Source organism: Luteibacter sahnii (assembly GCF_034063545.1).
Lineage (GTDB): Bacteria > Pseudomonadota > Gammaproteobacteria > Xanthomonadales > Rhodanobacteraceae > Luteibacter > Luteibacter sahnii.
The window spans coordinates 1-15,173 of the sequence record NZ_JAQLOK010000003.1; the positions used below are offsets into that span (position 1 = coordinate 1).

Sequence of the window (15,173 nt, forward strand, 5' to 3'; positions counted from 1 at the left end):
ATCGCGAACACGCGGGTATACGTACTGGACGAGCGGGGCGAGCCGGTGCCGGTGGGCGTGGCGGGCGAGTTGCACGTAGGCGGTCCGGGGGTGGCTCGGGGTTATTTGAATCGCCCGGAGCTGACAGCGGAACGGTTCGTGGCGGATCCGTTCTCGGACGAGGCAGAGGCGCGGATGTACCGGACGGGGGACCGGGTGCGTTACCGGGCGGACGGGGTGATCGAGTTCCTGGGCCGCACGGACGGTCAGCTGAAGTTGCGGGGGTTTCGGGTGGAGCCGGGCGAGATCGAGGCGCGGCTGCACGAGTGCGAGGGCGTGCGCCAGGCGCACGTCGCCGTACGCGAAGACTCGTCCGGGGAGAAGCTGTTGGTTGCCTACCTGATTGCCGAGGAAGGCGTCGAACTGGACACGGCGGCACTGCGCCAGAGTCTCAGCCGTCGCCTAGCCGCGCACATGATACCGGCGCACGTCGTGGTACTCGACGCGATGCCCTTGACCGCCAACGGAAAGCTGGACAGGCGGGCGCTGCCCGATCCGGCGGAGGCAGGTGAGACGGCGGTTCGCAAGGAGAAGCCCCAAGGCGAGCGCGAGATCCGCATGGCGGCACTGTGGGGCAACCTGCTTTCGCAGGAAACGATCGGTCGGGAGGACAGCTTCTTCGACCTCGGGGGGCACTCGCTGCGGGCCATACAACTCGTGTCCGCGATGCGCAAGCAATGGGGGATCGAGGTCGCCGTGGGCGACCTCTTCAATCATCCGCGGCTGCGGGAGTTCACGGCGGCGGTCGCCACGGCGGAAACGGTGACGGAAGGCGCCATCCCGCGGACGCCGCGTGACCGGCCCATTCCGCTGTCCTGGTCGCAGAAGAGGCTGTGGTTGCTGGACCGGCTCGAGATGGGCGCATCGTCGGCCTACCACGTGTCGACGGGAATGCGATTGCGGGGAGAGCTTGACGTCGCGGCCATGCGCGCCGCCTTCGCGCGTCTCGTGCAACGGCACGAGATCCTGCGGACCACCTTCACGACCATGGGCGACGCACCCGTGCAGTGCATCGGTCCGATCGAAGCGGCCTTCCCGCTGGAGGTGATCGATCTTCGCGGTCGGGACGATCCATCGCGGCAGCAGGCCATTACGCAACATGCGAATCGCCAGGCATCGACGCCGTTCGACCTGGCCAAGGGACCCCTGTTACGGGTGAGCCTGCTGCGGACCGCCGATCGTGAGCACGTGCTGATTCTCACCCAGCACCACATGGTTTCCGACGGCTGGTCGCTCGATATCCTCACCGATGAGATATCTACCCTCTACACGGCGTTCCGGTCTGGTGGGGAAGATCCGCTCCCGCCACTGGACATCCAGTACGCGGACTATGCCGCCTGGCAGCTCACCTGGCTCGATGGTGAGCCCTGGGAGAGGCAGAGCACTTACTGGCGAAACCAGCTCGATGGCGCGCCGCCGTTGCTGGAACTGCCGACCGACCATCCGCGTCCCAGGGTCGGCAACCACGCCGGACGCCTGCAGTACCTGAGTCTTGGCGTCGAGCGCTCGCAGGCATTGCGGTCGCTGGCCAGCCGCCACGAATGCACCTTGTCCATGTTGCTGATGGCGGTCTGGGGCGTGTTGTTGTCACGGTTGAGCGGCCAGCAGGACATCGTCGTGGGCATGGCCGTGGCCAACCGGCAACGTGCCGAGAGCGAGCGCTTGATCGGTTTTCTCGTCAACACCCTCGCCCTGCGGATGAAGCCACGAGCGCACACGCGCGGATCGGACTGGCTGGCCGAGGTCCGTGCGTCGATGCTCGGAGCCCTGGACCACCAGGACCTGCCGTTCGAGCACGTGGTGGAGATGATGAGGCCTGCGCGTGACATGCGGTACAACCCGTTCGTGCAGGTGATGTTCGGCTTCAACAATACGCCGTCCACGGCAGGCCGGGGGTTGGCCGGGCTTGAGGCGACATCGTTTGAACTGGAGCACCGGACGACGCCTTTCGACCTCGCGCTGTCCCTGCGCGAGAGCGGTACGAACATCGAGGGGACCTTCGAATATTCTTCCCAGCTCTTCGAGGCTTCGACGATCGAGCGGATCACGGGCTATTTCCTCACGCTGCTCGACGGCTTCGTGAAGAACATCGACACGCCGATCGGCGCGCTCGCCATGCTCGGCGAAGCGGACCGGCGGAGCTTGCTCGAATGGTCGGGAGTGGATGCGGCACGGGGCGTGGAGGGTACGCTGCACGAGGCGTTCGAGCGCGTGGCCCGTGAACGGCAAGGCGCCGTCGCGCTCATCGACGGCGATACAACGCTCAGCTACGAGGCATTGGACGGTTGCGCGGAACGCTTGGCCAGGGCGTTGCGGTCCATGGGCATCGGCACCGGCCACCGGGTGGCGATCGTCGGCGAGCGAAGCGCCGACATGATCGTCGGGCAACTCGGCGTGCTCAAAACGGGCGCGGCATACGTGCCGATCGACCCCGGTTATCCCCTTGCACGCGTCGAAGCGATGCTGGTGGACTGCGCTCCCTCCGCCGTGCTGACCGGACGTGGCGCCGGAGCCAACGTATCGGCATCGCGGTCGATGCCGGTGCTGGACATCCGCTCGATCGCTGACGACGAGACGTCGTGGGGTGGCAACGCGCAGCAGGTGCCGGTGGGCGTACGTGGCGATGACCTTGCCTACATCATCTACACCTCCGGCTCGACGGGTGCGCCGAAGGGCGTGATGCTCGAACACCGCAACGTCCTCTCGCTCGTCGCCGATCGTCGCCATGTTCCCATCGACGTGGACGACCGCGTGGCCTATTGCGCCAACCCGGCGTTCGACGCGGCGGCCTGGGAGACGTGGAGCACGCTCCTGAACGGTGCGACCCTGCTGGTGGTTCCGCAGCACACCCTGCTGGATCCGGATTCCTGCGCGCGCTTGCTTGCCTCCCATGGCGTCACCATCCTGCACTTGACGGTCGGACTCCTCGATCGCTACGCGGCCTCCGCCGCCGATATCTTCCCCCGATTGAAGTGCCTGTTGTTCGGCGGCGACAAAGCGGACGTCGCGGTGGTGGCGAACGTCGCCAGGACGAAGGCGCCGGGGCGACTCGTGCATTGCTATGGACCGACCGAATGCACCACGTTCTCGTGCGCCGACCGGATCGACCCTGACCACGTGGAACGCCTTTCCATAGGCCGGCCGCTGGCCCATGCGAGGGCCTACGTCCTCGGTCCCGGCGATGCCTTGTGCGTCCCGGGAAGCGTCGGCGAAATCTGCATCGCGGGGCCCGCCGTCGGGCGCGGATACTGGAACCGGCCAGACTGGACGGATGAACGGTTCGTCGCCGATCCCTTCGACGCGTCGGGCACGGGACGCATGTACCGGACCGGCGACCTTGGGCGCTGGCTGCCGGATGGCCGCATCGAGTTCCTTGGTCGCAACGACCAGCAGTTCAAGCTCAGGGGCTACCGCATCGAACCCGGTGAGGTCGAGGCTGCCGCCATCGCGGTGGGCGAGGTGCGTCAGGCGTTGGCATTGCCGCAACGGGATGCCGGAGCGGAATCCCGACTGGTTCTCTACGTCGTCGCGAACGACGCCTCGGGAGATCCCGTGCGGCTGCGCCGTCAGCTGTCCGAGAGGTTGCCCGAGCACCTGGTGCCGTCGGCCATCGTGGTCATGGAGGCGTTCCCGTTGACCGCCCACGGCAAGGTGGACAGGGCCGCCCTGCCCAGCCCGGTGAGAGCGATGTCCGATCGCACGCGTGAAACGCCGCGGACGGAAAGCGAACGGGTGCTGGCCGGCTTGTGGAAAGAGCTTCTCGACGTCGCCGAGGTCGGCCGCGACGATCATTTCTTTGAACTGGGCGGACACTCCCTGTTGGTGATCACGATGATCGAGCGGCTACGTTCGCAAGGTTTCGCGGTGGGTGCGCGCGACGTATTCACGATGCCGGTGCTGAGCGTGCTGGCGAGCCGGATGGAGGCGGAGCCGGCGGGGCGCGGCGTCCGCGAGGAGATACGCCTGTGAGCGTGGAAATGTTGCTGGCGAAACTCGAATCGCGCGGGATATCGCTCCGTGGCGAGGGCGGGGAACTTGTCGTCGATGCCCCCCGGGGCATGCTCGATCCGATCCTGGTGGAGGAACTGCGCTCACACAAGGAGGCACTGCTTTCCCGGTGCAGGTCCGGTATCGACGTCGAGCTGGACGCATCGACCCTGGCGAGCCTGTCCGCACAGGCGCCGGACGGAGCCGGTATCGAGTCAACCCATGGGCTTTCGCCCCTGCAGGAAGGCATCCTCCTGCAGCATCGCCTTAACGAGGCGAGCGACCCCTACATCGTGCGCATGATGCTGGTCTTCGATAGCCACGCGCGCATGGAGGCATTCCTCGCCGCGCTCGGGAGCGTCATCAATCGCCATGCGGCGTTGCGTTCCTCCGTGCATTGGCAAGGGCTAGCGCATCCCGTGCAGGTCGTTTGGCGACAGGTCGCCTTGCCGGTGATCGCGCTCGAGGTGCCCGCGGGTCGTTCGCCGCAAGCGATACTCGAGGAGGAAACCGATCCTCGACATGCCCGGATCGACCTGACCAGGGCGCCGCTGTTCTCGGCCGTCACGGTGCCCGACGCCGATGGTCGCTACCGGCTAGCGCTGCTGTTCCACCACATCGTGTGCGACCACCTCTCGCTGGATATCGTCATCGCGGAGGTCCAGGCCTATCTCGATGGCCGATCGGCCGGGCTTGCCGAACCCATTCCCTATCATCGCTGCCTGCAAACGCCACGCGACGAGGACATGGAGCGCCACGAAGCGTTTTTTCGCGAGCAGCTGCAGGACGTGGATACGGTCGCCGCACCGTTCGGCGTGATGCGGCACGAATCCGGCGGCGAAAGCCTGAGCGTACGCCAGGCGACGCTCGAGCCGGCGTTGGCGCACGCGTTGCGCCGCTGCGCGAAAGAGCAGCGGGTTGGTGTCGCATCGCTGGCGCATCTCGCGCTGGCGCGCGTGGTCGCCGCCTGCAGCGGTGGGGACGACGTGGTGCTCGGCACGGTGTTGACCGGGCGCAACCACGGTGCGCGGGACGTGACCCAGGCGGTAGGCATGTTCCTGAATACGCTTCCCTTGCGTGCGCCGTCCGGTGCGTTGGACGTGGGCACCGCACTTCAGGCGATGCACCAGGCACTCGGGCTGCTCCTCGAACACGAGCAGGCACCCTTGTCGCTGGCCCGGCGTTGCACCGGGTTGCCGGCACAGGCGCCGCTCTTCGCCGTGGTGATGAACTATCGGCGGAGCGCCTCGGCGTCCACCGGGGCGTCGGTCCAGGCGCGCGCATGGGACGGCATCCGGCTGGAATCCAGCGAGGAGTCGAGCACGTATCCCTTGACCGTTATCGTCGACGACTGGGACGGTGGCCTCGCCTGCACGGTCAAGGCCGCCCCGGGCATACGGGGCGAGACGGTGCTGGAATGCCTGCGGTATTCACTCCAGGGCCTGGTCGACGCCTTGTCCCGTCCGGAGGGGACCATCCTTGGCCATATCGGCGTACTGCCCCCGCACGTGTGTCATCGCCAGCGGGAAACCTTCAATCCCCCTTGGGAAACGCCGGCGGACGTATTCCTGCATGGGCTGGTCGAGCGCCACGCCGAAACCGCTCCGGATGCGCCGGCCCTGCGCTATCGGGATCGATGCCTGACGTATGGACAGCTCAATGAACGAGCCAACCGGCTAGCGCATTTCCTGCGGGCGCAGGGCATCGGCACCGGCGAGCGCGTGGCGCTGTGCATGCATCGGGGTGTCGAGGTCGTGACGGGCATGTTGGCCGTGCTCAAGCTGGGCGCCGTTTACGTGCCGGTCGATCCGACCTACCCGGAGCAACGGCTGGCGTATCTGTTGGAAGACAGCGCGCCGGCTGCGTTGCTCACGACGGCATCCGTCGAACCCGACCTGCCCGCGCTCGGGCTGCTGCGCACGTTCGTGCTCGACGACACCGCGACCTCCGCGCATATCGATGGCTGCGCCGCATCCGACCTGGTAGCCGGTGATATCGGTGGGGAGACCCCCGCCTACGTCATCTATACCTCGGGTTCCACGGGCAAGCCCAAGGGCGTGGTCAACGTGCATCGCGGGCTGGCCAACCTGGCGCGGCAGCAAATCGGGCTGTTCGATCCCTCCCCCGGCAGCCGCATCCTGCAATTCTCCTCGACGAGCTTCGACGCCAGCATCTTCGAGATCGCGATGGCGTTTGCCGCGGGGGCGACCCTCTGCCTAGCCGATGCGGAACACCTGTTGCCGGGCGGTCCGTTGCAGCAGGCGATCGCGGACCACGCGATCACGCATCTCACCTTGCCGCCCTCGGTGCTGGCCCTGCTGGAACCGGAAGATCTATCGTCCGTGCGAACGCTTGTCGTCGCAGGGGAAGTCATGAAAGCCGAACTGGCACGACGGTTCGTCCGTGGACGCCGGTTATTCAACGCGTACGGACCGAGCGAGGCGACGGTCTGCGCGAGCGCCTGGCAGTGCTTGCCCGGGCAGGCCGACCCGGTGCCGATCGGGTTTCCGTTGCGCGGTACGCGGGTGCATATCCTGGACAGGTACATGCAGGAGGTACCGGCGGGGGCGCCGGGCGAACTCTACCTGGGCGGCGCCGGTGTCGCCCAAGGGTATCTGCACCGCGACGCCCTGACGGCCGAGCGATTTGTCGCCGATCCCTTTTCGAAGGAAGGCGGGGCCCTCCTTTATCGCACCGGCGACATGGGCGAGTACGCGTCCGACGGGGCGATCCTCTATGCGGGGCGCAACGACGCGCAGGTCAAGGTTCGCGGCTTCCGGGTCGAACCGGGCGAAATCGAGCGGCGGTTGGAGAGCCTGCCGGGCATCGAGGGGGCGATCGTGCTTGCCGTCGAGGACGAGGCGGGGCACCGACGCCTGATCGCCTACGTGGTCGGATCGTGGGAGTCGTCGCCGGAGGATCGTTCGGTACGCTGGCGGGCCTCGCTCAAGGCCGTGCTCCCCGATTACATGGTGCCGTCCCATTTCGTGCCGGTCGAGGCCTGGCCGCTAACGCCCCATGGAAAAATCGACCGCAAGGCGCTCGAGCGTATGGACGTCGTCGCGCGGACCGCTCGTACGCCGCCGCGCAATGCCGTGGAGAGCAAGCTTGCCGCTCATTGGGCGAAGCTGCTGGGCATGCCGCCGGAACATGTCGACATCGACGCCGATTTCTTCACCGCAGGCGGCGATTCGATGCTGGCTGCCCGGTTCGTCACGGGAATCTCGCTCGACGACATGCATCTGGACATACGCGACATCTTCGAACATCCGACGATTCGCCAGCTGGGCCCCCGGGTTCGCACGGATGGAGCCGACGGCGCATCCGGGGACATCGGGGGAGGCGGACCGGTCGCGATCATCCCGAACATCCGGCATGCGTTCGGCGTGTCCAGCAGGCAAACGCGCGATTGGTGGAATCTCTTTTCCCTGTTCGGCCTGCCCGAGTCGTGCACGCCCGAGCGCGCCCATGAGGCATTCAAGGTGCTGGTCGAACGCCATGACGCCCTTCGGCAGAACTTCGTGTGCCGGGACGATGGAAGCTGGGAGGCTCGCATCGCCCCCTTCGACGGCACGGTGGCGTTCACGATCCGCGATGCGTCAGCCGTGAGCGGCGGCGACATCGCCTTGATGACCGCGGAACACCGGCGCATGGTCGAGACGGCCAGCATCGAGCGAGGGCCGCTGATCCAGCTGGCCATGCTCGACGGGGGCCCGGGGCAGCCTTACCGTTTATTGTGCTGCGCGCACCATTACGTGATCGACGGCGTGTCGATGAACATCATCGGCCAGGAGTTCGCCCACGTGGTCGACCAACTCGCACGGGGACTGCCGCCGAAGCTCCCCCCGTTGCCCGTCACTTACCGGCAATACGTCGGCTACCTCGAAGATTATGCGCACAGCCCGGCCTGCCTGGCGCGGCTGGATTACTGGTCGCGAGCGGGCGCTCGCGGTGACCTGGGCATTCCCCTGAGCCGACCGGACGGCAAGTGCTATGTCTGGTGCTTTACCAACTGGCCCCGGGAACACGATGCATCGGCCCTTCTCGATTCGGTCGATCACCAGGACGGCAAGCAGCTCGAGGCCTGGTTGATCGCATTGTTCGCCCGTGCGTACGCACGGTGGTCGGGACGCGACTACCTGTGGATGAACGTGATCGACAACGGGCGAAAGCAGCCGGACGGTGGGCCAAACCTCGATCGCATGGTCGGCTGGATTGCCACGATGTATCCCCTGCTTCTCGACGTGGATATCGGCGCGCCCATCGAAGACGGCATGCCGGACCTGTGCAGGCAGGTACACGATCTTCCGCGCGACAAGAGTTTCGGGCTGCTCAAGTTCCTTCATCCGGATCCGGCCGTTCGGCAACGGCTCGCCGACCTTCCGGAACCGCGCATCAACTTCAACTTCCTGGGCCGTACCCGTACGGGCGCGCTGCCATCGCACGCGAGCGAACCGACGTATACGACGTTGCCGCTGCCGCTCACCGACGAAGCCTACCCAAAGGTCGAGAACAGGGAATCGCTCGCCCTCGGCGAAAACTACATCATGTTCGTCTGCTCCATCATCGACAGGAATCTGCATGTCTCCTGGAACTACAACGCCGAACTGTTCGATCACGAGGCGATCGAACGCTTCGATGCGGCGTTCGCGGACGAAGTGAGGCGGTGCAAGATACCTGAGGCCTCGAAGATGGAGGTGGGGCCATGAGACTTCTCGGATACGTCTTCCGGCAATCCGCGGGCTTGCTGGCATTTACCGTGTTCGCGGGCTCCGTGGCCGGCGTGGCCGCGGCGGGACTGATTTCCGTGATAGCGCGATCCATCAGTGCGAAGAACGGGCTCGTCCTGATCTGGCCTTTCGTCGGGTTGTGCCTGTTGACCGTGATCGCCGGTTCGTTGGCGGGAATCGCGTCGATACGCCTCATCCAGGGCGCCATGTACAGGATGCGTGTCGACCTGAGCCGGAAGATACTGGCGACGCGGCACGCCACGCTGCAGAAGATCGGTCGCAGGGAGCTTTACACCATCCTTAACAACGACATCCTGATGGTGACGCAGTCATTCCAGCAGATGCCCTTTTTGCTCGGCCAGCTCGTGTTGCTCCTCGCCTGCCTGGTCTACATGGCCTGGCTCTCGCTGAGCCTGTTCCTGCCGTTCGTGGTGCTGTTGGGGTCGACACTGGCTTTCTATTTTGCGCTGGAGCGCATTCCCTTCCGCAAGCTGGTGGCCATGCGCGTGCAACTGGACGACTTGAATGCGGCGCTGCGCGACTTGATCGACGGAAGCCGCGAGCTCCAGCTCAACAATGATCGCGCCAATTATTTCCTCAGCGAGGTGCTTTCCAGGCAGGCCGCATTGCAGCGCAAGCTGGCAAACGATTCACTGTCGCTCTTCGCCCTGGTCAGCACCTTTGGAAACATACTGTTTTACCTGATCATGGGAGTGGTGCTGTTTGCCGCGCCGTTCTGGGGCCAGCATCCCGGTGCCGAACTCACGCAGTTCGCCTTCGCGCTGCTGTACATCCTTGGACCGATCCAGGTCCTGACGACGTCGATACAGAGCCTGCGCAACGGCGAGATCGCCCTGCGGCGCATTGAGCTGCTGGACAAGACGCTGCCGGAATCCGGGGCGGACGATGCGCGATCCGACACGCGGGACCCGTGGACGCGCGCGCCGTCGTCGCTCTCGTTGCAATCGGTGCTCTACCGCTACCGCGACGAACTGGACGAACTCAGTTATACGCTTGGACCGATCGACGTGGAACTGCGCTCGGGCGAGATCACCTTCATCGTCGGCGGTAACGGCAGCGGAAAGACGACGCTCGGCATGCTGCTGCTGGGCTTGTACGAACCGATGGGCGGGACGATACTTCTCGATGGCGTGATCGTGGATTCGGATAATCGTGATCGGTATCGGCAGCACTTTTCGGCCGTGTTCGCGGACTTCCACCTCTTCGAGCAGTTGCTGCAGAAGGATCGCGAAGCGATGGATCACAGGGCGAACGCCTACATCGCCCGCTTCGGGCTGCAGAGCAAGGTGACGGCCGATGGCGGGCGCTTCTCGACCATCAAGCTATCGTCAGGGCAGCGCAAGCGGTTGGCGCTCGTCGCCAGCTTCATGGAAGACCGGCCGATCTATCTCTTCGACGAATGGGCGGCCGACCAGGATCCGGAATTCAAGCGCGTGTTCTATCGCGAACTTCTGCCGGACCTGCGCGCCCGGGGGAAGATGGTGATCGTCATCTCCCATGACGACGCCTACTTCGATTGCGCGGACAGGGTACTGCGCCTGGGTGATGGACGGCTGCTCGACGTCGAGGTGGACGCGGCGCGCAGGGCGGCCGCCGTCTGACCCGAGTGCGCGGCGTCAGCGCGTTCCGAAGATGACTCGCCGGTCTATCTCCGTCACGTCGCACACCCCGCAGAACGCCATCACCAGGTCCATGTCACGTCGAAGGAGTTCGAGGCATTGCCGCACGCCGTCTTCGCCGGTGGCGGCCAGGCCATAAAGGTAGGGCCTGCCGACGAAAACGCCCTTGGCACCCAGGCCCAGCGCGCGAACCACATCCTGGCCGTCACGAACTCCGCCGTCCAGGTGAACTTCCAACTGGCTACCGACTTCGCCGACGACGTGTTCCAACATGCGAATGCTGGAGGGAACGGCGTCGAGCTGTCGTCCGCCATGGTTCGATACGATCACGCCGTCGGCACCCAGGTGGGCAGCCTGTCGGGCATCCGCGGGATCGGTGATGCCCTTGAGCACGAGCTTGCCGGGCCAGAGATCCCGGATCCAGGCGACGTCCTCCCAGCTGAGCGTCGGGTCGAACTGAGCCTGGGTCCATGCGGCCAGCCCACGCATCGAGGTATCGCCTTCGTGGGCATCCAGGAGGTTTCCGAACCGGCGGCGACGCGCGCGCAACAGGCGCATCGCCCAACGTGGCCGCGTCGCCATGTCCCACAGCGTGGACGGGGTGATGCGTAGCGGCACGGACAGGCGATTGTGCAGGTCCCGGTAACGTATGCCTTGCGCCTGGAGGTCGAGCGTGAGCACGAGCACGGGACAGCCGGCATCGCGGGCCCGGTCGACCAGCCGCCGTACGAAGGCCCGGTCGCGCATGACGTAGAGCTGGAACCAGAAGTCGCCGCCGACGTGACGGGCGATGTCTTCGATCGAGCAGATGGACATCGTCGAAAGCGTGAAAGGTACGCCCATGCCACGCGCCGCGCGGGCGGCGGCAATCTCGCCGTCGGGATAGAGCAGGCCGGTGAGGCCCGCGGGCGCGAGGGCGACCGGCATCGAGGCGTTCTGGCCCAGCATCCGCGTACGCGTCGAGCGGCTGGAAACGTCGCGTCCCACCCGCTGGAGCAGGAGGACGTCGCGGAAATCCTCGACGTTCGCCCTGCACGCCGATTCCGTCCATGAGCCCCCATGAACGTAATCGTAGAGTACCCTCGGAAGACGGGATCGGGCGACGCGACGTAGATCGTCGATGCAGGCGATGGCGTTCAAGCCGGCACTCCATGAACAGGCATTTCCACGATTTTATTCACTGTATGATGGAAAAAGCATGGGTGACTCGCAGAAGACGATTCAGATCGTGGAACAGGCCGTTCAGTCCATGCCCAAGGCGGCTTCCGGATGGTTCATGCGCCGCCCGCTGGCGCGGCCACGCATGCGTCTGTTCTGCCTTGCTTACGCCGGTGGCAGTGCCGTGGGCTACCTCGATTGGCAGGAGTCGCTCGCACCGGACATCGAAGTGTGCGCGATCCAGTTGCCTGGCCGCGGCAATCTCTTTCATGAGCCGGCCATCACCGACATGAATGCCCTGCTCGGTAGCCTGGTGCCGGCCGTGGCCGAACGGATCGGACAAGACGCACTGCCGTGCGCACTATTCGGACATAGCCTCGGTGCGTTGCTGGCCTTCGAGATCGCCCGAGGTCTTCCCGCGCATGCACGAGGTCGATTGCGGCACCTGTTCGTGTCCGGCTGCGAGGCACCGTCGGACCGGTCACCTTCGAAGTATCTGCATCGTCTTCCCGACGCCGAGCTCATCGAGGAACTCAAACGCTTCGACGGAACCCCGCCGGAGATACTCGAGCATCGGGAATTGATGGAATTGGTGCTGCCGACGATTCGCGCCGACTTTACGCTGGCGGAGAACTACGCTTACGTGCCGGGCCCTTCGCTGCCGATGCCGATGACGGTCCTCGCCGGGCGTGAAGACGATGATTGCGAGGCTTCCCGCATTCGGTCATGGAGCCGGGAGACCGAGTGCGAGGTCGACTTCGCATGGCTCGATGGTGGGCATTTCTTCATTCAGTCGCAGCGCGCGGCGGTCGTGGGACGGATACGCGAGACCTTGGCCGGTTACCTGAATCTTACCGCCCTGGATCACTAACCGGCCGATACGACTGCCCGCGATACGTCGGGCTCACCAATAAAGAATCCACTCGCCGCCACAAAGCACGCCGTGGCCTTGCACGGTAATGCGTTCGTCGTCCTCACCGGCGACGGCGCTCGACGCCGCGTGGTGTCCGAGCAGGCCGTGATGGAAGACCAGCGTTCCGACGGAGTACGGCAGGTACCTGGATCCGCAAAGCTGGGCAAGTTCGCTCAGGGACCTCGTCTCGCCCGGGTCGGAAAGTCGGCCGAGGTCTTTCGAATTCAGGTCGTATACCTGCAGACCCGTGCCGTTCTTCGGCATCAACAGCGGCAAGGTGAAGGAGATGGGGTAGGTGTCCTCATCCATGGGCACGGGTAGGCGCAGCCTTTCGTATTGCGTGTCGAAATGTACGCCGAACCCCTGGGTGATGTTGATGGCATCGCCGCGGATCACGTGAAGGCCAGGTACGCCCAGCACGTCGGGGCGGTAGGTGACGGGGGCGCCGAGAATGCCGCCGACCACCGATTTCAGCTGGGCATACATCTCGCCCATGGCATCCATCAACACCCGGTTGGAGGCGGCGACCTTCGAATAATACTGCTCCTGCGCGTCGGCGTCCGGCATGCAGATGTCGAGATAGGCCGCGCGGCCGTAGGTGACGAACTTTCCCGGCGTGGCGGGATAGCGGTCGACGTAGGCCCCGGCGGCTTTAGGGAGGGCATCGAGCACGGCACGGCACGTGCCCGCATCGAAGACGGCATGTTCGGTGATGTAGTCCGGTGCCTCGCTCATCGCTACCTCGATCGTCAATGAGTGGATGGATGATGGTCGAATCACGAGCGGCGACTCCCGGTTCGTCGACGCCGCGCATGGACGAGACGAGCGACCGCTTCGATGTTGATATCGTGACGGACGTCGTGAAAATCCGGAACGCCATCCATGGGCGTCACGCACACTTTCGCCACGTCACCCATGCGGCGACTGTCTGCGGTGTCCGGGCGCGCCACCGTGGTGGCGGGTTGACCCCTGTGCGTGTCCGGTTCGTCCTTGATCCCCCTTGGCGTCACACAGGTGATGGCCTTGCGATACGGGCGCCCGTACCGAAGGTATGGGCTCGCGCCAGCGTACACCGCTTTTTCCTTGCCACGCAACCGATTGCCCGTGTCCATCAGGCTCGCTTCATTGGCCGCCGCCGATGCCACGTGTAGACTCGTCCTGGGCCATAGGGGTTCCACATCATGCGTTTCAGGGAAGTTGCCGTATTGGCCGGGCGTTTCTGCATCCTGCCCTTCGCCGTTCTCTATGTCACCGTGCATTTCCTGTTCGAACGTCTCATGTCCTTCGTGATGTGGGTGGGCGCGGCATTCGATCGAGCCTTGGGCCTGGGCAAGCCCCTTTCCCGTCACCCGTTGGCATGGCTCCTTGCCACCGCCCTGCTGACCGCCGCCCTCGGTGCCGGAATCGTAGACATTCCCCTGCGCGAAGCGTACCTGCGCTGGGCCGCGTACGCGCTCGTGTGGGTCGTGTTGATGTACGTGTTGATCATGGCGCACTTCCACGCGAGCGTGCTGCCCGATCCGGATGCGATACAGGACGCCATCGGCCGGCATCCACTCGAGCGCCGTTTCGCCTCCTGCCTGCGGATCCCGTTGAACGCCATCTTCCTTCGCTCCGTGATCGGCGGCAGCGTATTGATCGTTCCCCTGGCCGCGGCGGTCATCCTTCCTCGTCACGTGTCGTGGTTCGCGGGGTTGTCCTATGTCGCGATGGTCGCCGTCGGCAGCAGCCTGGTCCATGAAACCCTGGACCATACCGATATCCACAACCACCTGTTCCGGCCCCGCGAAGGTTCGTCGGGATGGCGGCGGTTCGTTCCACGGGCGATGAACCGCTACCTGCGCCTGGCCCTCAACCCTCTGTTCTGCCGGATGCCCGCTTACTATCGCGTGCAGCATATCTACATCCATCACGTCGAGAACAACGGCCCGGACGACGTGCAGTCGACCGTGAAGCACGATCGCAAGAGTTTCTTCGACTTCTGCATCTTTGCCCTGACGTGTGGCGTCAGCTTCGCTTTCGCCCTCGACGTCATCGCCTATCTGCGGCGCAAGGGCAAAAAACGTCCCTTGCGCCAACTGCTGGCGGGCGCGTCGTACTGGATGCTCTTCCTCGTCGTCGTCGCGATCCACAATCCGGTTGCCGCGCTGCTCATATTCGGCGTCCGCTTCTTCTTCGGCACGGCCATCGCCGTCAACGCCTACGCCTGGCACGGCCTGGCCGATCCCGGCGATCCGGGTAACGTCTTCCTGAATTCGGTCAACGTCAGGGCCGCCGGCGGCGCGAGCGGCTTCCCCGGGGCGCTGCACCTGCGCCATCACCAGCGCATGGGCGAGCACTGGTCCATGCAATGCGCAGCCTCCGCGGAAGAAGTCGATACCGCCGCCGCACGGGGCGCATTGACCTTGAACGTGATGTCGCCGAGCCTATTACTGAAAGCGCTCTGGGCGGAACGCTTCGAACTGATCGCACACGCCGTCGTCAAGCCGGGGCAGGACACGAGCGCTAGTGCGCAATACGATGCGAATACCCTTTGTGCGCTCATTCGAGAACGGACGAACCCCATTGTCACACCGCGGCGAAGCCGCATGGGGCGGCGCATGGATGCGGCGTGTGGACGGATCTTCTCGCGCTACATCGTTTCGGGGCCGCCGCTGCCGCCGATGACCTGAAACCGCATCCGGCCGCGACAACACAAGCATCGTC

8 protein-coding genes are annotated in these 15,173 nt (G+C 65.1%); 5 read left to right on the plus strand and 3 right to left on the minus strand.

Features of this window, described 5'->3' with window-relative positions; all coding sequences use genetic code 11:
* The 3 genes from PI246_RS10435 to PI246_RS10445 all read left to right on the plus strand — a co-directional run.
* Positions 1-4,008, plus strand: a 4,008-nt coding sequence (locus tag PI246_RS10435; RefSeq protein ID WP_320551233.1) for an amino acid adenylation domain-containing protein, incomplete at its 5' end; no start/stop codon positions are given.
* On the plus strand, positions 4,005-8,735 hold the full coding sequence (locus PI246_RS10440; protein ID WP_320551234.1) for a non-ribosomal peptide synthetase: 4,731 nt from the start codon (positions 4,005-4,007) through the stop codon (positions 8,733-8,735). The genes PI246_RS10435 and PI246_RS10440, both read left to right, overlap by 4 nt.
* Positions 8,732-10,378: a cyclic peptide export ABC transporter gene (locus PI246_RS10445; RefSeq protein WP_320551235.1), complete on the plus strand. Its 1,647-nt coding sequence runs from the start codon at positions 8,732-8,734 to the stop codon at positions 10,376-10,378. The genes PI246_RS10440 and PI246_RS10445 overlap by 4 nt, the downstream gene beginning before the upstream one ends.
* Positions 10,379-10,393: 15 nt before the next feature.
* Here PI246_RS10445 and PI246_RS10450 read toward each other — a convergent pair whose 3' ends face one another.
* Positions 10,394-11,536, minus strand: a complete 1,143-nt coding sequence (locus PI246_RS10450) for an alpha-hydroxy acid oxidase (RefSeq protein ID WP_320551236.1) — start codon at positions 11,534-11,536, stop codon at positions 10,394-10,396.
* A 58-nt stretch (positions 11,537-11,594) separates the two neighbouring features.
* Here PI246_RS10450 and PI246_RS10455 point away from each other — a divergent pair, with 58 nt between their 5' ends.
* Positions 11,595-12,425 carry a thioesterase II family protein gene (locus PI246_RS10455; protein WP_320551237.1) on the plus strand — a complete coding sequence of 277 codons (831 nt, stop codon included), beginning with the start codon at positions 11,595-11,597 and terminating at the stop codon, positions 12,423-12,425.
* Between the two features lie 33 nt (positions 12,426-12,458).
* Here PI246_RS10455 and PI246_RS10460 read toward each other — a convergent pair whose 3' ends face one another.
* Both PI246_RS10460 and PI246_RS10465 read right to left on the minus strand, forming a co-directional pair.
* Positions 12,459-13,202: a hypothetical protein gene (locus PI246_RS10460; RefSeq protein ID WP_320551238.1), complete on the minus strand. Its 744-nt coding sequence runs from the start codon at positions 13,200-13,202 to the stop codon at positions 12,459-12,461.
* A gap of 41 nt (positions 13,203-13,243) precedes the next feature.
* Positions 13,244-14,020, minus strand: coding sequence for a hypothetical protein (locus PI246_RS10465; protein WP_320551239.1), 777 nt, complete (start codon positions 14,018-14,020; stop codon positions 13,244-13,246).
* 63 nt (positions 14,021-14,083) lie between these two features.
* Between PI246_RS10465 and PI246_RS10470 the strand changes: the two genes are divergently transcribed.
* Positions 14,084-15,139, plus strand: a complete 1,056-nt coding sequence (locus PI246_RS10470; protein WP_320551240.1) for a hypothetical protein — start codon at positions 14,084-14,086, stop codon at positions 15,137-15,139.
* Positions 15,140-15,173 lie beyond the last annotated feature (34 nt).